Annotated in this window: 18 protein-coding genes; 12 read left to right on the top strand and 6 right to left on the bottom strand. The window is 42.0% G+C overall.

Annotation, left to right across the window (positions count from 1 at the left end; translation table 11 throughout):
* Window positions 1-22 precede the first annotated feature (22 nt).
* Together hisB and hisG are read right to left on the bottom strand one after the other, a co-directional pair.
* Window positions 23-637 (bottom strand): imidazoleglycerol-phosphate dehydratase HisB, encoded by a 615-nt coding sequence (gene hisB / locus BM161_RS07290; RefSeq protein ID WP_074931351.1) that lies wholly within the window; start codon window positions 635-637, stop codon window positions 23-25.
* A 42-nt stretch (window positions 638-679) separates the two neighbouring features.
* A complete protein-coding gene (gene hisG / locus BM161_RS07295; protein WP_074931352.1) occupies window positions 680-1,552 on the bottom strand; it encodes an ATP phosphoribosyltransferase in 873 nt (290 codons plus the stop codon).
* 152 nt (window positions 1,553-1,704) lie between these two features.
* On the opposite strand from hisG, the gene BM161_RS07300 reads away from it, so the two are divergent.
* Both BM161_RS07300 and BM161_RS07305 read left to right on the top strand, forming a co-directional pair.
* Window positions 1,705-3,138 carry an HD domain-containing phosphohydrolase gene (locus BM161_RS07300; RefSeq protein WP_074931353.1) on the top strand — a complete coding sequence of 478 codons (1,434 nt, stop codon included), beginning with the start codon at window positions 1,705-1,707 and terminating at the stop codon, window positions 3,136-3,138.
* Window positions 3,135-3,626, top strand: a complete 492-nt coding sequence (locus BM161_RS07305) for a DUF456 domain-containing protein (RefSeq protein ID WP_083425713.1) — start codon at window positions 3,135-3,137, stop codon at window positions 3,624-3,626. The genes BM161_RS07300 and BM161_RS07305 overlap by 4 nt, the downstream gene beginning before the upstream one ends.
* An 84-nt stretch (window positions 3,627-3,710) precedes the next feature.
* On the opposite strand, the gene BM161_RS07310 is transcribed toward BM161_RS07305, so the two are convergent.
* Window positions 3,711-3,869, bottom strand: coding sequence for a rubredoxin (locus tag BM161_RS07310; protein WP_074642029.1), 159 nt, complete (start codon window positions 3,867-3,869; stop codon window positions 3,711-3,713).
* A 200-nt stretch (window positions 3,870-4,069) separates the two neighbouring features.
* Here BM161_RS07310 and BM161_RS07315 point away from each other — a divergent pair, with 200 nt between their 5' ends.
* On the top strand, window positions 4,070-5,713 hold the full coding sequence (locus BM161_RS07315) for a class I adenylate-forming enzyme family protein (RefSeq protein ID WP_074931354.1): 1,644 nt from the start codon (window positions 4,070-4,072) through the stop codon (window positions 5,711-5,713).
* 176 nt (window positions 5,714-5,889) lie between these two features.
* Window positions 5,890-7,272 carry a TrpB-like pyridoxal phosphate-dependent enzyme gene (locus BM161_RS07320; protein WP_074931355.1) on the top strand — a complete coding sequence of 461 codons (1,383 nt, stop codon included), beginning with the start codon at window positions 5,890-5,892 and terminating at the stop codon, window positions 7,270-7,272.
* Here BM161_RS07320 and BM161_RS07325 read toward each other — a convergent pair.
* Entirely contained in the window at window positions 7,269-7,712 is a 444-nt protein-coding gene (locus BM161_RS07325) for a type II toxin-antitoxin system VapC family toxin (protein ID WP_074931356.1), read from the bottom strand. The two genes, BM161_RS07320 and BM161_RS07325, sit on opposite strands and share 4 nt — an antisense overlap.
* Window positions 7,709-8,017: a type II toxin-antitoxin system Phd/YefM family antitoxin gene (locus tag BM161_RS07330; RefSeq protein ID WP_074931357.1), complete on the bottom strand. Its 309-nt coding sequence runs from the start codon at window positions 8,015-8,017 to the stop codon at window positions 7,709-7,711. The genes BM161_RS07325 and BM161_RS07330 overlap by 4 nt, the downstream gene beginning before the upstream one ends.
* Window positions 8,018-8,209: 192 nt before the next feature.
* Here BM161_RS07330 and iorA point away from each other — a divergent pair, with 192 nt between their 5' ends.
* From iorA to BM161_RS07355, 5 genes are all read left to right on the top strand, one after another.
* On the top strand, window positions 8,210-9,952 hold the full coding sequence (gene iorA / locus BM161_RS07335; protein ID WP_074931358.1) for an indolepyruvate ferredoxin oxidoreductase subunit alpha: 1,743 nt from the start codon (window positions 8,210-8,212) through the stop codon (window positions 9,950-9,952).
* A 1-nt stretch (window position 9,953) separates the two neighbouring features.
* Window positions 9,954-10,523, top strand: a complete 570-nt coding sequence (locus tag BM161_RS07340) for an indolepyruvate oxidoreductase subunit beta (RefSeq protein WP_074931359.1) — start codon at window positions 9,954-9,956, stop codon at window positions 10,521-10,523.
* Between the two features lie 103 nt (window positions 10,524-10,626).
* A complete protein-coding gene (locus BM161_RS07345; protein WP_074931360.1) occupies window positions 10,627-11,877 on the top strand; it encodes a SpoIIE family protein phosphatase in 1,251 nt (416 codons plus the stop codon).
* A 320-nt stretch (window positions 11,878-12,197) separates the two neighbouring features.
* The gene (locus tag BM161_RS07350; protein ID WP_074931361.1) at window positions 12,198-13,508 is read left to right on the top strand and encodes a phenylacetate--CoA ligase family protein; all 1,311 of its coding nucleotides are present in this window, start codon (window positions 12,198-12,200) and stop codon (window positions 13,506-13,508) included.
* Between the two features lie 49 nt (window positions 13,509-13,557).
* Window positions 13,558-13,989: an amino acid-binding protein gene (locus tag BM161_RS07355; RefSeq protein WP_074931362.1), complete on the top strand. Its 432-nt coding sequence runs from the start codon at window positions 13,558-13,560 to the stop codon at window positions 13,987-13,989.
* 4 nt (window positions 13,990-13,993) lie between these two features.
* On the opposite strand, the gene BM161_RS07360 is transcribed toward BM161_RS07355, so the two are convergent.
* Window positions 13,994-15,106, bottom strand: a complete 1,113-nt coding sequence (locus BM161_RS07360) for a DUF362 domain-containing protein (RefSeq protein WP_074931363.1) — start codon at window positions 15,104-15,106, stop codon at window positions 13,994-13,996.
* A 145-nt stretch (window positions 15,107-15,251) separates the two neighbouring features.
* Here BM161_RS07360 and fabF point away from each other — a divergent pair, with 145 nt between their 5' ends.
* The 3 genes from fabF to BM161_RS07375 all read left to right on the top strand — a co-directional run bounded on the left by fabF (window position 15,252) and on the right by BM161_RS07375 (window position 20,055).
* Entirely contained in the window at window positions 15,252-16,508 is a 1,257-nt protein-coding gene (gene fabF, locus BM161_RS07365) for a beta-ketoacyl-ACP synthase II (RefSeq protein ID WP_074931364.1), read from the top strand.
* 127 nt (window positions 16,509-16,635) lie between these two features.
* On the top strand, window positions 16,636-17,382 hold the full coding sequence (locus tag BM161_RS07370) for a hypothetical protein (protein WP_074931365.1): 747 nt from the start codon (window positions 16,636-16,638) through the stop codon (window positions 17,380-17,382).
* Between the two features lie 15 nt (window positions 17,383-17,397).
* A complete protein-coding gene (locus BM161_RS07375) occupies window positions 17,398-20,055 on the top strand; it encodes a hypothetical protein (protein ID WP_074931366.1) in 2,658 nt (885 codons plus the stop codon).
* The last annotated feature ends 108 nt before the right edge of the window (window positions 20,056-20,163 follow it).

Genomic DNA, 20,163 nt, shown 5'->3' on the forward strand with positions numbered 1-20,163 from the left:
CGTACTCAACCACCGTGAAGTGTTAAACAATAACGCCTTTTGTGCTTGGGACGGTGCCGCCACGGCGAGCGTCAATTTCTGTGGCGCTGCGAATGGCGCGGCTTACGGCCTTAAAGCAGGCTTCGATTTTGTGGTGATCGCTGCGTCCGCGGATAACATCTATGTGTAAGTTGCAGAGTGCGGCATTTGCAAAGCCCTGCCAGAAGTCTTCAAAGCAGTCTGTCTGGAAAGAGCCTTCTTTGCCGGCCTGTACGCTTACAAGTGGCATTCCTGTGAGCTGTGAGTTACATACGAGATAAGGACGTCCGCCAAAGTCTACTGCGGCCTGAGCGAGAGTTTCGTCCATTGGGTAAATAAAGAAACCGCTGCGGAAAATACCGGCACAGTCGCCGAGTGCCTTTTTGAAGCATTCGCCGAGTACGATTCCAGTATCTTCGATTGTGTGGTGCTGGTCTACGTTGAGGTCGCCCTTGATTGTTCCGCTCAGGTCAAAAAGTCCGTGCTTACAGAAGCTGCGGAGCATATGATCGAAAAATCCGATTGGGTTTTCAACATCATACTTACCTGTACCGTCGAGGTTGAGGGTGAGTTCAATTTGTGTTTCACCAGTTACACGTTTTACTGTTGCGGTTCTCATTTACATCTCCTGAAAGGTGGTTTCGACAGGCTCAACCGCCGGTTACAGCATTACCTTTCTAAGTTCATATTCTACGATATCTGTTGCGCCGAGACTCTGGAGCTTTGGCAGAAGAGTTGGTACTTCAGACTTTTTAACTGCAATTTTGATTGCGTAACCGTTGCCGCCGAAAAGTGGGGAAACGGTTGGGCTCTTCATGCTTGGGATTCCCTTGATGAGAGTGTCGAACTTGTCTTCTGCGCAGTTCATTTCGAGCATTACGCGGTTACGTGCGTTCAAAACTGTTTCGAAGAGCATTTTGAGCTCCATGATTTTCTGCTTCTTTGCAGGATCTTCCATAGCAGCCTTGCTTGCATACATTCTTGTAGAAGATTCCATAAGAGTGTCTACAATCTTGAGGCGGTTTGCTTTGAGTGAAGAACCTGTTGAAGTGTTGTCGATAAGAATCTGTGCGATTGAATCATCTGTGTCCTGAACGAAACCTTCTGAAGTTCCCCATGTGCGGAAGATTGTTCCGTTGATTTTTTTGTTCTCAACCCATTTGCGGCTCAAAACCTGATATTCTGTTGCGATTGTAACTTGACCAGAAAGAAGCTTGTCGAAATCGCGTGCTTCTGGAATTGCGGCAACAATGCGTACAGGGTCAAAGCCCAGATCCATAATTTCTACAACGTCGTTTTCTACCTGATTTTCATAAACCCAGTCTTTTCCAGAAAATCCAACATCTGCCTTGTTTTTTGCAAGAAGAAGGCTTGTAATCTGTGGTTTTACTACCTGGAATGCGAGGTCTTCCTGATTTGTTGTCGGGAAGTATGTGCGGTCAGGAAGATGGATTGAAATACCTACGTCGCTTAAAAGTTCATAAACTGACTCGTAGATGCGGCCTTTAGCCAATAAGATTTTTAGTTTGTCCATTTTCCATTCTCCTGTGTATGATACGTTAATAATTTTAGCATCACCACTTTTTTTTAGTATTGTTTAAGTATATAGAAGTATTTGTGTTAATTCAAGAATCCGAAAGGGGGCGCAAATTTGCTAAATCAATACCCTCATGCTATACTTTTTGTATGCCAAATACTAGCGAAGACTCTTTTTTTACAGAAAACATTGTTAATATCAATAAAAAAATCTACACAATTCTTTTTTGCGCCGTTATAGTTCCAATTTCATTTATTGCTCTTACACGTGCAGGAGTATGGTATGTACCAACCCCTTATGCGCTGATGATTTTGATTTACACTATAGCAATGGCCTTCCTTTGCTTTATTCTAAATAGAAGTTGGAACCGAACACTCCAGTATGTTTCTATGTATCTGGGGCTTATTGCTATTTCGGGCTTTGTGTTCCTGCTCGGAATGAAGGGCGTAATTGTTCTTACTATTTCCTGGGCTTTTGCACCTTTTATCAGCTGTCTGTATTACAACCGCCGTCTCACAAGAATTACTACTATTATCAATTTTATTCTTACTATTATTGCATACTGGCTTCGTTCTTTTGCAGTGACTCTTGTTCTCAGTGGTGTAAAAAGTCAGATGCGCTGGTTTATAGAAAATGTTCCAGGTGTAATTGTTGAATTCATCTTTGTATTTCTTGTTACAGACTTTCTTTCAAAGAGAACTTATGAAACCTTCCGCCGTCTTGTGTCTCTCAATTCAGATAAGGATGGTGCGTATAAACGCTTAAATGAAAAAACTCTTGAACAGTTTAATACAAATAAAGAGCTTCAGGAAAAGAACGAATACATTGAAAGACTGAACAAGGAACTTAATACCCGTAATGAAAGTCTCAGCGAAAATCAGCATAAGATTATTGAATTCGTTGTTGGTAGTTTTAGTGCTTTTGATATATTCGGAGTTACTCATAACTATCATACCGGAAAATACATGCAGGTAATCTGTAAGCAGCTTCGTGAAGATGGATATTATGTTGAAGAACTTTCAGACAAGAAAATTGAAGCTTTTATGCTTGCAGCCCTTCTGCACGACGTAGGAAAAATCCGTATTCCTCAACGCATTGTAAACAAGGTTGGAAAATATACAAAAGAAGAATTTGAAATTATGAAAACCCATCCTATGGAAGGCAGAAAACTTCTTGAAGGAATGCCTCTTATTGATGATGGCACCTTTAATGTTACTGCAAAGGAAATGGCTCTTTATCATCATGAAAGATGGGATGGAAGCGGTTACCCTTATGGAGTTTCCGGAGAAGGAATTCCTCTGTGTGCCCGCATTCTTGGGGCAGCCGATGTTCTTGATGCTTTGACAAGCCCTCGTCTTTATAAAGAACCTTTATCTGTTGAAGAAGCAGTTAAGGTTTTTGAAGAAGAAAAAGGAAAATCTTTTGAGCCTTGTATTGCAGAAGCTGTTGTAGAACTTAAAGATGAGATTATCAAAATTGACCGTGACTTTAAGACTCATGAAGGTGCAAAATTTGATGATGAACTTGCACGCTGGAAAAAATATTATCCAGAGCTGAAGAACTTTGGAAAGGCTGGAAAATGAGTACAGGAATTAGTTTGATTTTATGTGTTGTGGCAGCTGTTCTGCTGGTGGTTGGTTTTATAGGAACTTTTGTACCGGTATTGCCGGGCGCTCCGCTTGCCTGGGCCGGTCTGCTTGCAGCTTATTTTTCTGAATATAATTCAATTTCAATTTTATGCCTGGTGATTACCGGTGTTGTGGCAGTTGTAGTTTCTATTGTAGATAATTTCTTTCCTGTTACAATGACCAAGAAATTTGGCGGTAGTAAGTATGCTACAACAGGTGCAACAATCGGTTTGATTATAGGATTTTTCACAGGCCCTTGGGGAATCATTCTTGGACCTTTCTTTGGTGCTCTTGTTGGTGAATGGATTAATAAGGAAGGTAAGGGTGAAGGTGTGTTTAAGGCAGCCTTTGGAGCTTTTATGGGCTTTCTCTTAGGAACGGGCCTTAAGATGATTACCGTTCTCTCCTTTATCTGGATTTTTGTAATCAGCTTCTTCCGCTAGTATTTACCGCGCGGAGACAAAAAAAGAGCGTTTCTTTCGAAACGCTCTTCCCCCTAATTTTATATAAATCCGTAAGATTTATTTCTATTCAATAATGAACTTGTCTTTTCCTGCTCCGCATTCAGGACACTTGTAATCAGCTGGTACATCTGCCCATGCTGTTCCTGGTGCTACATTGTTTTTTGGATCTCCTTCGTCTTTATCGTAAACGTGTCCGCAGTTATCGCATTGCATTCTTTCCATAAACGTCACCTCATTTAACAAGTTTTGTATTCTTAAATTATAACACTGAATTTCTAAAAGTAAAGGGAAAAAATTGCGAAAGAATGTAATAAATCTTTCTTCTTTAAAAAATAACTCTCAGGCAATAATATTTTGTACTTTAATTTTTCAACTTTATCCTTTATAATTTTCTTTACTATTTATTAAGAGGTAAAAAAGCTATGCCAATCACTAAATATCTTGAAAGCAACGCAGAAAAATATGCAAATGACTGCGCGCTTGTTGAATTAAACCCGGAAGTAAAAGACACCCGCCGCATGACCTGGAAGGAATTTGACCTTACCCAGCCGGAGCCTAATCTTCCTTACCGCCGCGAAATCAGTTGGCGCATTTTTAACGAAAAGGCTAACCGTTGTGCTCACTATCTTTTGGAGCGTGGTGTTCGCAAAGGGGACAAAGTAGGTATTCTTCTTATGAACTGCCTTGAATGGCTTCCTATCTACTTTGGTATTTTGAAGACCGGCGCCCTTGCTGTTCCACTCAACTTCCGCTACGCATCTGATGAAATTGATTATTGTTTGAACCTGGCTGATATTTCGGTTCTTTTCTTTGGCCCTGAGTTTATCGGTCGTCTCGAAACAATTTCAGAAAAAATTATGAACCGCCGTCTTCTAATTTACGTTGGCGAAGGTCTTACTCCAACTTTCTCTGAAAACTATATTTCTTCTGTAATGAACTATTCTTCTGAAAATCTGGACATTGAACTTACAGATGATGATGAAGCTGCAATCTATTTCAGTTCGGGAACAACAGGTTTCCCTAAGGCTATTCTTCATAAGCATCGTGCTCTTATGCACTCTGCCGCAGTTGAGCAGCAGCATCACGGTCAGAAAAAGGATGATGTATTCCTTTGTATTCCACCTCTTTACCACACAGGTGCAAAGATGCACTGGTTTGGTTCTTTGATTTCTGGAAGCAAGGCAGTACTTCTTCGTGGAACAAAGCCGGATGTAATTCTCAAGGCTGTTTCTGATGAACTTTGTACTATTGTATGGCTTCTTGTTCCTTGGGCTCAGGATATTCTCGACAGCCTTGACCGAGGTGACCTTAAGATTTCTGACTTCCATCTTGATCAGTGGCGCCTTATGCACATTGGTGCTCAGCCTGTTCCAAAGAAGCTTATTGAAGACTGGAAAAAATATTTCCCACATCATGATTATGATACAAACTACGGACTTTCAGAAAGTATCGGACCTGGTTGTGTTCACCTCGGTGTTGGTAACGACAACAAAATTGGTGCAATCGGAATTCCTGGTTATGGCTGGAAGGTTAAGATTGTTGATGAAAACCGCAAGGAAGTTAAGCAGGGTGATGTAGGTGAACTTGCCGTGTACGGACCTGGCGTTATGGTTTGCTACTACAAGAATCCTGAGGCTACTGCTGAAGTTATGGATGACGAAGGCTGGCTTTACACTGGGGACATGGCAATGATGGATCCTGACGGATTTATCTACCTCGTAGATCGCAAAAAGGACGTTATCATTACTGGTGGTGAAAACCTTTATCCTGTTCAGATTGAAGACTTCCTCCACAAGATGGAAGCAGTCAAAGATGTTGCGGTTATTGGTCTTGCTGATAAGCGCCTTGGTGAAATTGCTGCTGCAATCATTGAGATTAAGCAGGGCTACACTTGTACTGAAGAAGACGTAAACAACTTCTGTATGGAGCTTCCAAAGTACAAGAGACCTCGCAAGATTATTTTTGCACCGGTTCCACGTAACCCAACAGGAAAAATCGAAAAGCCAAAGCTGCGCGAAATGTACCGCACAGAAGACCCATTCAAGGTTATGCAGGCTGATTCTTAGTAAGAAAACTTATAAAAACAGGGCGGCTTTGTGCCGCCTTTTGTATTTTAAACTGGTGATATTCAAAAAATATTGACAGAAAAAACTTCCTGTTATATATTACAAATTGTTATTTGTTTCTCTAAAAAGAAACATTTTCATTTTTCTCAACAATTTGTGCCAATGGAGGTTATATTATGGCAAAGGAAATTCCTTACAAAATTTATCTTGAAGAATCGGAGATGCCTAAAGCCTGGTATAACGTCCGTGCTGATATGAAAAAGAAGCCGGCTCCGCTTTTGAATCCGCAGACTCACAAGCCTTGTACTGCAGAAGAACTTGAACAGGTTTTCTGTAAGGAGCTGGTGGCCCAGGAACTCAACGAAACTGACGCTTATATCGAAATCCCGGAAGAAATCAGAAACTTCTATAAAATGTACCGTCCTGCACCGCTTGTTCGTGCTTACTGTCTGGAAAAGAAGCTTGGAACTCCGGCTCACATTTACTACAAGTTTGAAGGCAATAATACTTCGGGCAGCCATAAACTGAACTCTGCCATTGCCCAGGCTTATTACGCAAAAAAACAGGGCCTCAAGGGTGTGACAACCGAGACCGGTGCCGGCCAGTGGGGAACAGCCCTTTCTATGGCAAGCTCTTACTTTGGCCTGGACTGCGTTGTTTATATGGTAAAGTGCTCGTATGAGCAGAAGCCTTTCCGCCGCGAAGTAATCCGCACTTATGGGGCAAACGTAACTCCATCTCCTTCTATGAATACTGAGGTTGGTCGCCGCATAAATGCCGAGTTCCCGGGAACTAACGGTTCACTCGGTTGTGCAATTTCCGAGGCTGTTGAACATGCAATGACCCACGAAGGTTACCGCTATGTGCTTGGTTCTGTTTTGAACCAGGTTCTCCTGCACCAGAGTGTGATTGGTCTTGAAACAAAAACAGCCCTCGATAAATACGGAGTAAAGGCTGATATCATTATTGGTTGTGCGGGCGGTGGAAGTAACCTTGGCGGTTTGATTTCTCCATTCGCAGGAGAGATGCTCCGTGGTGAGGCTGACTACAAAATTATCGCCGTTGAGCCTGCTTCGTGTCCTAGTCTGACCCGCGGTGTTTACGCTTATGACTATTGTGATACCGGAAAGGTTTGCCCTCTTCAGAAAATGTATACTTTAGGAAGCGGCTTTATGCCTTCTGCAAGTCACGCCGGCGGTCTTCGCTACCACGGAATGAGCAGTATTGTAAGTGAACTTTATGACCAGGGTCTTATGGAAGCCCGCTCTGTAGAACAAACTTCGGTTTTCCAGGCCGCAGAAGATTTTGCCCGCATTGAAGGTATTTTGCCGGCTCCGGAAAGCAGCCATGCAATCCGCGTTGCAATTGACGAAGCAATGAAGTGTAAGGAGACCGGTGAGGCAAAGAACATTGTCTTTGGTCTTACAGGCACCGGCTACTTTGATATGTATGCTTACAAGGCCTTCAACGACGGCGAAATGGGAGACTACATTCCAAGTGATGCAGAAATCAAAAAAGCCACAGATATGATTCCTCGTTTCCCTGGAAATGAATTCTAAGCTTCAAACCAGTTTTCAATCAGCAGGTCGCTGACCTGCTGAATTGCTGAGAAGTGCTTAGTGTTGCGGGTTACCAGAACCATGTGGTTTGCAAGTGCGATGGCGGCAATCATGCTGTCTTCTTTTTGAGTTGGGGCGCCTGTTTTTTCGAGTTTTGCCCTCAAGTCAGCCTGAATTGCAGCGGCCTTTTCCGTAAAATTCTTAATCTTGAAATTTTCATGAACATCATCATTAATGAATTTATCAAGATATTTTTTATTCATTCCTTCTGGCAGCCTGTATAAACCGTAAAGAATTTCCTGCCAGACAGGGGCGCAGATTGCGCAATCAGAATTATGCTCTGCAATTTTAGAAATCACATTAAAATCTGGCTCCGGTTTTATAATTTCCGAAACTATATTTGAGTCTAAAAGATAATGAGCTTCTTCTTCATAATTCATTCGTCGTCAAACACTCCGTCAAAAACATGACTCTCATAGGAGTCGGGCGTATGATCCCTCACATCAAAAATCTTATCGATATCCTCGTTGGTAAACATGCCGGCGGTTTTTCTGCGGAATTCCTCTGCAGCTTCAAGAATCGTGCGTTTTGGTTTACTGGCAAGCAGTTTGTTGTAATCATCAAAAGAAAGAATAACGCCAACGGTTTTGTTTCTGCGAGAGATAAAAACCGGGCCAGATTCTTCTGCCTGGTGCATAAAAAGCGGCAGTTTATTTTTTGCTTCGTACATAGGAACTGTGTTCATAGGAGCCTCCTTTGTTAAAGCAATTATATTATCAGATAGCTATTAAATCAAGTTTATATAGCTATATTTTGATAGATCCCGAATCAAGTTCGGGATGACGGGATAGGTAAGTGGATGGATGACTATTTACCATTCTTTAAAATCGCTGTAAAATTATAGTCTCACTAAAATATTTATTTTGTAGGAATAAAAATGAAACAACTGATGTTAGGAAATGCCGCAGCTGCGCGTGGTTTGTTTGAAGCGGGCTGTGAGTTTATTTCGAGTTATCCGGGAACTCCTAGTACGGAGATTACTGAGGAAGCTGCAAAGTTTAAGGAAATTTATTGTGAATGGGCGCCTAATGAAAAGGTTGCCATGGAGTCGGCTTTTGGTGCCTGCCTTGCAGGACGCCGTTCTTTCTGTGGTATGAAGCACGTTGGTTTGAACGTTGCTGCCGACCCACTTTATACAATGAGTTATACAGGTGTAAATGCCGGTATGGTAATTGGTGTAGCTGATGATCCTGGAATGCATTCAAGTCAGAACGAGCAGGACAGCCGCCACCATGCAATTGCTGCTAAGGTTCCTATGCTTGAGCCTAGTGATGCTGATGAGGCCCGCGAGTTTGCGAAGATTGCTTATGAAATCAGTGAAAAATTTGATACTCCTGTTTTGTACAAGATGTGTACCCGCGTTGCTCACAGCCAGAGCATAACTGAAACTGCTGAACGCCAGGTGCCGGCTCACAAGGCTTATGAAAAGACAGTCAGCAAGTACGTAATGGCTCCTGCAAATGCTATTCGCCGCCATCCTTTTGTTGAACAGAGAATGGCTGATCTTGCTAAGTGGAGTGAGACTTCTGGAATTAACCGTATGGAGGTGGGGTCGACAGGCTCAACCACCGGAATCATCACTTCTTCTACAAGCTATCAGTATGTGAAAGAAGTTCTTGGCGACAGCGTGAATATTTTGAAGCTTGGAATGGTAAATCCTCTTCCTGGAGACATGATCCGCAAGTTTGCTGATGGTCTTGAAAAGCTGATTGTTGTTGAAGAACTTGATCCTATTATCGAAACTTTTGTACGTGGTCTTGGACTTTCAGTTGAGATTCACGGAAAAGATATGTTCCCGATTTGCGGCGAGTTCAGTCAGAATCTTGTGGCTGCTGCATTTGGAAAAGAAGTTCCACAGGGCACAAAACTTGATACAGCAATTCCTGTTCGCCCTCCTATTATGTGTGCAGGTTGTCCACACCGCGGTATGTTCTACGCTTTGAACAAACTTAAGGTAACTGTATTTGGTGATATCGGATGTTATACACTTGGTAGCGTTGCTCCTCTTTCTGCTATGGACGTAACTCTTTGTATGGGCGCATCTTTCAGCGGACTTCATGGCTGGAACAAGGCCGGTGGAGCAGAGAATGAAAAGAAGTCTGTTGCTGTAATTGGTGACTCAACATTCATGCATTCAGGTATGACAGGTCTTGCAACAATTGCTTACAATCAGTCTAATTCAACTGTAATTGTTCTTGATAACTCAATCACAGGTATGACAGGACATCAGCAGAATCCTACAACAGGAAAGAACCTTTATGGTGACCCTGCCGGTCGTGTAGACCTCGAAGCATTGGCTAAGGCTATGGGAATTAATAGAGTTCGCGTAGTAGATCCATATAACATTTCAGAATGTGAAGCAGCTGTAAAAGAAGAACTTGAAGCTAATGAGCCAAGCCTTATCATCAGCCGCCGTCCATGTGCATTGCTCAAAGAAGTTAAACATAATCCACCGCTCAAGGTTGATGAAACAAAATGTAAGAGCTGCAAAATGTGTATGAAGATTGGATGTCCTGCCATCGCAATGAAGAACGGCAAGGCAAAGATTGATACAACATTGTGTGTTGGCTGTGGCGTTTGTTCACAGATGTGTAAGTTCGATGCATTGAAGGCGGAATAGTATGGTAAAAAATATAATGATTGTTGGTGTAGGCGGACAGGGCGCTTTGCTTGCATCTAAGACTTTGGGACAGGTTCTGCTTGATGCGGGATATGATGTAAAGGTTAGCGAGGTTCACGGAATGAGCCAGCGCGGCGGTTCGGTTGTTACTTATGTTCGTTACGGCGACAAGGTTTATTCGCCTATCGTTGATAAGGGTGAGGCTGATTTTATTGTTTCTTTTGAACTGCTTGAGGCTGCGCGCTACACTGAATATCTTCGCAAGGGCGGACAGATTGTTGTAAATACTCAGAAGATTGACCCGATGCCAGTTATTACCGGAGCGGCTGAATATCCTGAGGATCTGGTTGGTACTATGAAGGCTGCGGGACTTAATGTTGATGCTCTGGACTGTCTTACTCTTGCTGAGCAGGCTGGTACTGCTAAGTCTGTAAACATTGTTCTGATGGGACTGCTTTCTAAATATATGGACTTCCCTGAGGATGCATGGCTTGCGGCTATTGAAAAGCTTGTTAAGCCTCAGTTCCTTGAGATGAACAAAAAGGCGTTTAAGCTGGGACGCGGCGAGTAAGAAGATTCCGGCCCTTCGACTCCGCTCAGGGACCGCCGCATAAAATAAAATCATTGCGAAAAAAAAGAACTGTGCTATAATTTTATCATAGGGGAAATCTCTGATGGAAGAAGAAATTATAGACAGTTCTTTTTTTTCTGAGGATTTAGAAGAAAAAAGTTCAGTAGACGTAAAAAAAACAGGTTTTGAAAACAGTTTCAATGAAAGACAGGTTGGTTCAATTACAATGGCGATTGAGCCTGTAAGCAGCAGAGCGAGTCTTGATACGGTGCTTGAGATGTTCGAGGAGCAGCCGGATCTCACTGCGGTGCCAATTGAAAGAAATGATTGGGTTATTGGCGTTGTAGAGCGTGATGTAATTGAAAAAAACAAGGCAGCTGGATTTAAGCTTTTTGCCTCGAAAACCTGCGGCGATTATGTAAAGGAATGTCCATTCACTCTTAACTGCAGCGACTTTATTGAAACGGTTGCTGCTAAAGTAAATGATACTGCGATTAAGGTAGAAATCAAACATCTTATTGTTCTTCTCAATAACAGAAGTTTTTACGGAATTGTTTCAATTGCTAAGATGAACGCAAAGCTGGAAGAACTCCGTGCTAAGGATATGGAGAAGGCTGCTGCAATTCAGCAGAACATGCTTAAAAAGAATTCAAATACAAAGAAATTTCCATTTGATGTATGTATATGGAATAAAATGGCGAATGCTGTTGGTGGTGACTATTATGTTGCTCAGGAGCTTTGTGAGGGCCGCTATCTGATTGGAAGCTTTGATGTTTCGGGTAAGAATGTTTCTGCGGCCTTGCTTACTGTTACTCTTGGTTCTATCTTTTCTATGCTTGCAATGCAGGACTGTTCAAAACTCAATGCGAGTCAGCTTGTAATTATGCTTGATAACTTCCTTAAGGAAATTGTTCCTGTTGGAAACTTTATTACGGGTGCTGTCTGCTGTGTTGATTATAAAGCTAAGACTGTAAGTGTATTCAACTGTGGTCATACAAATGTTTTTGCTTATTTAAAAGATGAAGCCGGCAAAGGTCGTGTTGCTACTCTTGCACCAACTCTTCCTCCTTTTGGAATGGGCGCGGTTGCAGAAACAATTACCGGTGAAAAGAAGGGCGCTTACAAAATGCCTTTGAAGAACGGGCTTCAGATTGATTTGTATTCTGATGGTTTTACAGATATGCAGAGTGATGACGGCGAACGTTTTGATGAAGCTCGAACTAAGGCTTTCTTTGGCGAGCTCTTTAAGACCGACGTTTACTCCGCAGAAAAAACAATCGAAAAGACAGTAACCGACTGGATCCAGCATGCGCTCCTTCCAGATGATATTACGGTTATGAACATTAGATTCTAATAAATTTTCATTATAATCTTTACAAGCGGCTCTAAGAGTGGTAATATTCAGTATATGTTAAGAATTACAGGCCTGCTTAAGAGCCGCTTCTTTTCCTTTAATTTCTTTTTCGCCTAAGGGCGAACTTCTCTACTTTTTTGTGCAATGCGCACCATGTGCCGTGCACGGTAATTAATCAATTGCAGAATGAATATAAATATCGATTGCTTCGGGCTTCGCCCTCGCAATGACGAGAGTGAGGCTTTGCTCTTGCAATGACCGTCATTGCGAGGAGTGTAGCGACGAAGCAATCCATATAAATAATGTAGACGAGGAACAATATGAATTTAAAATATTATCAGAAAGAATCAGAATGTATGCCGCTTGAGGAGCTTCGTAAGCTTCAGGGCGAGAGACTGGCTAAGAATTTCCGCCATGTTTATGAGAATGTTGAATATTACAGAAAACGCTGCGAAGAAGCTGGTGTTACTCCAGATGATATTAAGGGACTTGATGACCTTGATAAGATTCCTTTCACCTGTAAGGATGACCTTCGCCAGACATACCCATACGGACTTTTTGCTGTTCCTATGAGCAAGGTTGTTCGTATCCATGCATCTTCTGGAACTACAGGTAAGCAGATTGTTGTAGGTTATACAAAAGAAGATTTGGATATCTGGGATGACTGTACAGCTCGTCAGCTTGTGGCTATCGGCTGTGATGAGAATGACATTGCACAGAATGCTTACGGCTATGGACTTTTCACTGGTGGATTTGGTGTTCACGGTGGAGCAACAAAACTTGGTATTCAGGTTATTCCAATTTCATCTGGTAACACACAGCGCCAGATTACCTTCATGCAGGATTTGAAGTCTACAATTTTGTTCTGTACACCTTCTTACGCTGCTTACCTTGGTGAAACTCTTAAGGATATGGGGCTTACTCCGGCTGATATTCATCTTAAAGCTGGAATTTTTGGTGCAGAGCCTTGGACTGAAGAAATGCGCCGCGACATTGAAAAATCACTTGGCATTAAGGCTTATGATATTTATGGTCTTACAGAAGTTATGGGACCTGGCGTTGCTTATGAATGTGCTGAGCAGGCTGGTATGCACGTAAACGAAGACCACTTCATCATTGAAACAATTGATCCAAAAACTGGAAAGCGTCTCCCGGATGGAGAGAAGGGTGAACTTGTATTCACTGCAATCACAAAGCAGGCATTCCCACTGATGCGCTTCCGCACAAAGGATATCGGTGTTCTCAACCGCACTCCTTGTGCATGCGGTCGTACTTTTGTGCGCATGAGTAAGCCAATGGGACGTACAGATGATATGCTTATTATCCGTGGTGTTAACGTATTCCCAAGCCAGATTGAGGGTGTTCTTATGCAGAACGGTTACCCTGCAAACTACGAGATTCACGTTGGCCGCGAGAACAACACAGATACATTCGAGATTCTGGTTGAGATGGTACCTGAGAAGTTCAGTGATGTGGTTTCTGAAGTAAGCAAGCAGGAGAAGCAGCTTGAGAGTGCACTGTTGAGTGTTCTTCAGATTAAGGCTAAGGTTACTTTGGTGGCACCTAAGAGCATTGCACGTTCAGAAGGAAAAGCTAAGCGTGTAATTGATACAAGAAAGTTGCACGACTAAGCGGTAGTTTCGACAAGCTCAACCACCGTATTTAAGGAGAAAAAAAATTATGACAATTAATCAGATTTCAATTTTTATCGAGAACAGAAAAAATGCTTTGGCAGAATTTACTAACGTTCTGGCAACTCATAATATTAATATGCGTGCGATGAGCCTTGCTGATACAAGCGACTTTGGTATTGCAAGAATTATCGTTGATGATGCAGCTTCGGTGCAGGGGGCTCTTGAACGCTCTCACTACATCGTAAAGGTAACACCTGTAATTGCGATTGAGATTCCGGATGAGGCTGGAAGCTTGAATAAGATTCTTAAGATTCTTGCTGATAACGGACGCAATGTTGAGTATATGTATGGCTTTACTGGTCGTAAGTCGGGCTCGGCTTATATGATTATCCGCTGTACTGATGTTGCTGAAACTGAAAAGGTTTGTGAGAAAAACGGCATTCGTATGGTTGCACAGGATGAGCTGGTAAACTTGTAGAGTTCTAGAACCTGCGTAAAACAATTGCAGAGGCCGGGCAGATTTCGTGGCAGCAGAAGCAATGCAGACATTTTTGTTTGTCGTTCAGCTGGGCGGTTCCGTCCGGCCCGTTCATTTTAACAATGTGTGCCGGGCAGATCTGTTCGCAGCGGCGGCACTTCTGACACTTTCTGGCAACAAATTGCGGCGTTTTAGTGAGCAGCTTTTTAGCCAGAAAGTTTATAATTCCCGGCATCTTTTTCTGCAGTGACTGAGAGTCCCGCACAATTCTAAAGGTGGTACAACGGCACGAATCTTCCGCCGCGCCGCTCGTTGTAAACTCCGCCGGATCCTTCCCCCAGATGCCGCGCTCTAACGCGTCCTGTAAATTCAATATATTGTGCGGATTATATCCCACGAGTTCCGAACACTTCCAGTCGAGGGCCAGAATATTGTCCGAGGCGGCCAGAAACCCTAACTTAATCGGGTCCCCGCTGCCCGGGCCGCCGGGGCCGTCCATTCCCACAATAGCGTCCATAATTGCGTACTGAGGTTTTGCGGCAACTACAAGGTCTGTGAGGAAGGCTGCAAAATCTTCCTTCTTTGCGAAGCGGTAATGACAGCCGGCTTTTTCAAGACCAATCATCAGTCCAAAAAGATTTTTCATTGCACCGGTGTAGGTCATAAGCTGGTGGCTTTTTAGTTTTGCAATGGAAACTACAATATCAGCTTCAAGAAACTGCTTTGCAAAATCTATTGTTTTTACGATTTTTCCTTCGGGGCAGGCAACAGTAGTCGGCTCCTTAAAATCTGCCCACTCGCCGCCGTTGTTTATAACCTGGTCATACATTCCGGTTGCTTTAGCGGCTAAAGTTGAGTTTGCAATGGCAGGTGACTCTCCGGCAATTACGCGTGCTGCACCGAGTTCCTTAAAAGCCTTAACCGCAGCTCCCACTACAACCGGGTGTGTACATACTGCGAGGTCGGGAGATTTTGGATAGAGAATATTCGGCTTGAGAAGAACGTTTTTGTCGCGGACATCTGGTGGCGGAACAAGATCAAACATTACATGAATGCATTCGAGAACCTTTTCAAAATCATATTCCGCACATCTCTGCAGTGCAACTGTCGTGGTCATGTATTTAATTATAAAACCGTAAATGTAATAATGCAATGTCAACGTGAACGTATAACATTTTGTTAGTCCGCATTTTGTGCCTGCAATGACATAAAGGGGAAAATTATGGTATAATCATTTATCTTTTTTATTATTGAGGTTGAAAATGGCACAACGCAGAGTTGTTGTAACAGGATTGGGTTGCGTTTCTTCAGTTGGAAACGATGTTAAAACTGCCTGGGAAAACGTTAAAAACGGTAAAAGTGGAATCACAAAAATCACACTTTTCGACGCTTCTCAACACCAGGTTCAGATTGCAGGCGAAGTTAAAGATTTTGATATAAACAATTACGGTGTAGACCGCAAGCTGGCTCGCAAAATGAGCCGTATGAGCAAGTTCCTTCTTGGAGCAAGTATCGAAGCAGCAAACGACGCAGGTCTTACTCCAGAAAATCTTAAAGATGAAAAAGCAGGAATTGTAACAGGCGTTGGAATTGGTCTTTCTGATGACCTTGAAACTGCTTATAAAAAATATCTTGATCCTGCAAGTGGTGTAAACCGCATTCCACCGCTCACAGCTCCTTTTGTTTTGAATAACGAAGCTTCTGCTGGCGTTGCAATGCACTTCCAGATTTTCGGACCTTCATGGACTCTTTCTACTGCATGTGCTTCAGGAACCGATTCTCTTGGTCTTTCTCTTGATATGATTCGCAGCGGCCGCCTCGACGTTTGTTTTGCCGGCGGTGTTGATGCAAATATTACTGGTTTTAATATCGGATGTTATCAGGCACTTTCGGCTTTGACTAACAAGTTTAACGACACTCCGGAAAAGGCAAGCCGTCCGTTCGATAAGAACCGCAGCGGCTTTGTAATGGCTGAAGGTTCAGCAGTTTTAATTCTTGAAGAGTATGAGCATGCTAAGGCTCGCGGTGCAAAGATTTATGCTGAAGTTGCTGGCTACGGTGCTTCTTCTGATGCTTACCATATTACCGCTCCTCGCGAGGATGGAAGCGGTGGTGCTCTTGCAATGAAGCGTGCTTTTGAAGATGCCGGCATGAAGCCATCTGATATTCAGTACTACAACGCACACGGAACTTCAACAAGTGCAAATGATACTGCTGAAACTGCTATGATTAAGAGCGTGTTCGGCGAAGATGCTAAGAAGCTTCACATCTCTTCTACTAAGAGTGAAATTGGTCACATGGTTGGTTCTGCAGGTTCTATTGAAGCAATTATGTGTATCAAGGCAATGGAAGATAATTTTGTTCCGCCTACAATCAACCTGGATGAGCCAGACTTAGAGCATGGTTGCGACCTGGACTACACTCCTAACAAAGGTGTGTCTTGCCAGATTAATGCAGCTGCCAGTTGTTCTCTCGGATTTGGCGGACATAACGGCTGTATTATTCTGAAAAAAATATAAAAAAAGCCCGGGTCACTCCCGAACATGACTGTAAAAGTCGTGCTCGGGAGTGACAAAAAATTATTTGACTTCTATCCAAAATATAAGACAATTATTAATACAAATATATTTTCGGATGGAGGTCAAAATGAAAGTATTTTCCAAGTTAAATCTACTTTTTATTTTCATTCTTTTTTCTTTCTTATTAATTTCTTGTAATGCAAATTCCAGATATAGTGTCGGCGATATTGTTCTGGATGACGGCACTGTTTTAGCTCCTTCGGATTTTGATGCTTATAAAGGTAATTCAAAACCGATGGCCGTAATTTTTTCTACAAGCGGCGGACATGAGGAAAAATCTTTCAGAGTATTAGGAGTTGGATTAAATCCTTCTGAGCCGCTTAAATTTACTCCTAAAACTTCAAAAGGATATATCACAAATATTCTTGCGAATCAAACTATTGTTGTTGCCCAGGAATATAGTATAGCTGAAGGCCAGTATAATAACGGCGGCTTTTTTGGTTTGATAGATGGTCGAAAATCCTGGAAGAATATTGGTCTTTATGATGATAATGCAAAAAAATCCTTTGCTGATTATCCGGCTTATGACTATGCAGTAAATTACGGAATAAATAATAATCTTAAAAAATACAAAAATGGCTGGTATCTTCCAACCGCTTGTGAAGCTTATGAACTTGCAGAAACTCTTGAGACTGTTCAGCCTTCAGTAAAAAAATGTGGAGCGGCAGAGTTGAAGTCAATTATCTGGACTTCTTCACAAAACTATGGCGCACAGGAAAATGAGTTTGTAGTTGATTTGCATGATGCAAGCGTGGACGTCGGGTTCAAAGAAATGGAATACCCTGTCTATAGTATTTATTGCTTTGCGGATTAAGGGAGGAGGAAGCTTATGAGAAAGCACTGTTTGTTTCTTTTCTTTGTGTCAGTTTTATTTTTTAGTTGTGATTTATGGGTTGGATTACCTGATCGTGATGATGATGTCTCTGCTCTTGCCTCTGTTAAAAGTATCCGTTCAATAATGAACCGTTCTGATGTAGAGAGAATGATGTTTATGGGCGGCTCAATGTTGTATAGCTCTAAAGATTCTAATGCAAATCAACTTGCAAAGGGTGTTATAGTTTCCGTTCGCATTGGTGAGGTTGAAAAGTATGATCTTGGAAATGGGGAATATGGATATAGAAATTCAAAACTCAACTACGAACTTGGTTTTATAGAGATAGATTCAATCTCCATATCAGGAATTACATTCAGCTATTACAAGTTTCCTGCTAATGGATCTGGTCATTATGTTTCTGCTGGTGTATTTACCCTTGAAGCTGGTGATACAGCAGATTTGAATGGAGATGGTTTTGCCGATATTAAATATTCAAAACCAGATGCGGGTCGTAATGGATATAAGGAAAATATGTGGCTTACTTTTTTAAGTGATGTTGAAAGAGCAAACTCTTCTACAATGTTCTCTGTTATCCCAATTCAGTATTCCAGAGGTGTATATCCAAATGGACTTCTTGGTATAAATCCAGATGGTCAGTTTATTATTAATAAGTATGACGTAGGTACTAACAACCGTTCGTTAGTATCAGATATTTCGTATGGAGATTATGTCCTTGATACAGAGGAGAATACTATAGCTAGATTTATTGGAGGAAATAGAAGTTCTCGTTCTGCAGCCCGAAGTATTATAGATGGTGAGTTGGAAGAAGTGGAACAGATTTCTTCTAATTCTACACCAGAGGAATTCGAATTTAAGGCAAATGAATTTACTGATGAGTTTAATATTAATACTCTGCTTTCTGTTATGCCTTCAAGTATTGTAAAGGAAAACTATTCTGGACGCAGTATTGCTGAAAATGTTGATTATTTGAATCGCTTGATTCGTGAATCATCTTTCCTTGAAAGGCTTGTAGCTGATAATTCTGGCCAGGCTGTAGATGAAATTCGTAATGAATTACTAGGAGCACCAATTGCGGGTGAGGTTGAAAGAGTTCTTTTTTGTCGGCATGCCTTGGCTCTTGTTTACCCAGACAGCTGTCCTGATGTGAATCTTTTTTCTCAGACTTTGAGTAATATAATTCCATGGCTTTACATTGATTTTGGAGATGTAATTCAGCAGGCTACTCAAGAAGATGAAGAAGCTGAAAGAACTGCCGCAAGATCTGTAGTAAGAAGCGTTTCGCCAGCCCCAGCGCCTGTTCCGGCACCAGTTCCAACTTCCGGCAGGCCAACAAATGGTGGCCTTAGTGATGGAAGAGAACAAGATTATGAAATAGGTGATTTGAACCTTCCATCCTGGTCAGATAATTTGGAAATCAGAAGCTATCAGAGAGAAGCTGCGCTAAAACATGCAAAAGAAAGAGAAACAAAAGTAGATTCTTACGTAGACTATGAGATAAAGCGAGATGCAATTGAGAAGTATTTCTCTCAGCTTTACAGTTATAATTTTGCACCATTGCTTGCAACCCTTACAGGACAGCAGTGGATTAAGGATATCGTTAAAAGCACAAAGACAGACTTAAGCATTGGAATTGGTGGTGGAATTAGTTTTGCAAATTCCAATCCTAGTGTAAATATTAAGATGGGAGTTTTGATTAAGTTTGAGCTTGAGAATAAAATTACTTTCAATGTTTCTTCAACATCCTTTTTTGCCGATAGTGCTCCGGAAAAGAAAAGCGTAAGAGAACTTCAGGAAAAGTTTAATAAGAAATTCCCAGACGGACATTACAGCACAGAAGAGGTAAAAGACTATCTTGATACAATGAGCAAGATGGACCTTAAGGATGAGCTTGGACTTGACAGCTGGGTATTTGATGCTTCTGATAAACTTCAAAAATCATCTTATAAAAATGGTATCAGGCCTTCAAAAGATGCTAAGGCTACTCACCAGCGTATACAGCCGGTTCCTGCATTGCCGCTTGTGCTTACCATTGATGCCCGTTTTGATATTTTGTTTAAGACTGCTGCCGTGGTTGAACTTGATAACCTTTCAGTATGTGGAATCTACATGACTGTGTTTGATTGTAAGGCTGGCATTAACTGGGGCTTTAGAAAGAAGTATTCAGGTATTCCAGATCCGACAACTTTCTATTGTAATACTTATGCATCAGCAGAAACTATCAGCGAGAATGCGGGCTTTGCGGGAATTACAAGTCGAGACCCTAAGCAGTTCAAGATTGGTGGAGGCGTAAAGTTTACAATTGTACCAACAGCTGAGTTCCGTTTGGGAGGCGGAATCGGTTATGACGTTCTTGGTGCAGGGGCTGATGTTACTTTAGGTGGAAAAGTTGATTTCTTTGCTCCTCTTAGTGCTTATTTAGGATTGGCTTATACATTACTTCTGGATCCGGTAATCATTCTTGATATGGATATGGATGCAGGCTTCAGTTACAGTGGGGACGTTCAGTTCTGTCTGGATCCGCCGCTGCTTTCAAAGAAGTACTGGAATTATGATATTCCAGGATTAAAAGACCAGAAGGTATGGCAGATTTTCCGATTAAGGCTTGAGAATGGTGAAATTGTAAAGAGTGAAGGACCGAAACTGAAGGGGTGACAGGGCATCCTTGTTTTAAATGACATTTTTTGATAAAATGTAATAATAAACTTGGAAAAAGGTCGACCGCCTGCTACACATTGTCGCCTGCGGCCGGCACAGGAGATA

This window comes from Treponema bryantii (assembly GCF_900113965.1).
Lineage (GTDB): Bacteria > Spirochaetota > Spirochaetia > Treponematales > Treponemataceae > Treponema_D > Treponema_D bryantii_A.

What these genes read in the sequence shown, in the direction of transcription:
- fabF (WP_074931364.1), top strand. Translation starts at nt 15,252, where the DNA reads ATGGCACAACGCAGAGTTGTTGTAACAGGATTGGGTTGCGTTTCTTCA.
- BM161_RS07305 (WP_083425713.1), top strand. Translation starts at nt 3,135, where the DNA reads ATGAGTACAGGAATTAGTTTGATTTTATGTGTTGTGGCAGCTGTTCTG.
- BM161_RS07340 (WP_074931359.1), top strand. Translation starts at nt 9,954, where the DNA reads ATGGTAAAAAATATAATGATTGTTGGTGTAGGCGGACAGGGCGCTTTG.
- BM161_RS07375 (WP_074931366.1), top strand. Translation starts at nt 17,398, where the DNA reads ATGAGAAAGCACTGTTTGTTTCTTTTCTTTGTGTCAGTTTTATTTTTT.
- hisG (WP_074931352.1), bottom strand. Translation starts at nt 1,552, where the DNA reads ATGGACAAACTAAAAATCTTATTGGCTAAAGGCCGCATCTACGAGTCA.
- BM161_RS07300 (WP_074931353.1), top strand. Translation starts at nt 1,705, where the DNA reads ATGCCAAATACTAGCGAAGACTCTTTTTTTACAGAAAACATTGTTAAT.
- BM161_RS07310 (WP_074642029.1), bottom strand. Translation starts at nt 3,869, where the DNA reads ATGGAAAGAATGCAATGCGATAACTGCGGACACGTTTACGATAAAGAC.
- BM161_RS07370 (WP_074931365.1), top strand. Translation starts at nt 16,636, where the DNA reads ATGAAAGTATTTTCCAAGTTAAATCTACTTTTTATTTTCATTCTTTTT.
- BM161_RS07320 (WP_074931355.1), top strand. Translation starts at nt 5,890, where the DNA reads ATGGCAAAGGAAATTCCTTACAAAATTTATCTTGAAGAATCGGAGATG.
- BM161_RS07360 (WP_074931363.1), bottom strand. Translation starts at nt 15,106, where the DNA reads ATGACCACGACAGTTGCACTGCAGAGATGTGCGGAATATGATTTTGAA.
- BM161_RS07325 (WP_074931356.1), bottom strand. Translation starts at nt 7,712, where the DNA reads ATGAATTATGAAGAAGAAGCTCATTATCTTTTAGACTCAAATATAGTT.
- BM161_RS07330 (WP_074931357.1), bottom strand. Translation starts at nt 8,017, where the DNA reads ATGAACACAGTTCCTATGTACGAAGCAAAAAATAAACTGCCGCTTTTT.
- BM161_RS07345 (WP_074931360.1), top strand. Translation starts at nt 10,627, where the DNA reads ATGGAAGAAGAAATTATAGACAGTTCTTTTTTTTCTGAGGATTTAGAA.
- iorA (WP_074931358.1), top strand. Translation starts at nt 8,210, where the DNA reads ATGAAACAACTGATGTTAGGAAATGCCGCAGCTGCGCGTGGTTTGTTT.
- BM161_RS07315 (WP_074931354.1), top strand. Translation starts at nt 4,070, where the DNA reads ATGCCAATCACTAAATATCTTGAAAGCAACGCAGAAAAATATGCAAAT.
- BM161_RS07355 (WP_074931362.1), top strand. Translation starts at nt 13,558, where the DNA reads ATGACAATTAATCAGATTTCAATTTTTATCGAGAACAGAAAAAATGCT.
- BM161_RS07350 (WP_074931361.1), top strand. Translation starts at nt 12,198, where the DNA reads ATGAATTTAAAATATTATCAGAAAGAATCAGAATGTATGCCGCTTGAG.
- hisB (WP_074931351.1), bottom strand. Translation starts at nt 637, where the DNA reads ATGAGAACCGCAACAGTAAAACGTGTAACTGGTGAAACACAAATTGAA.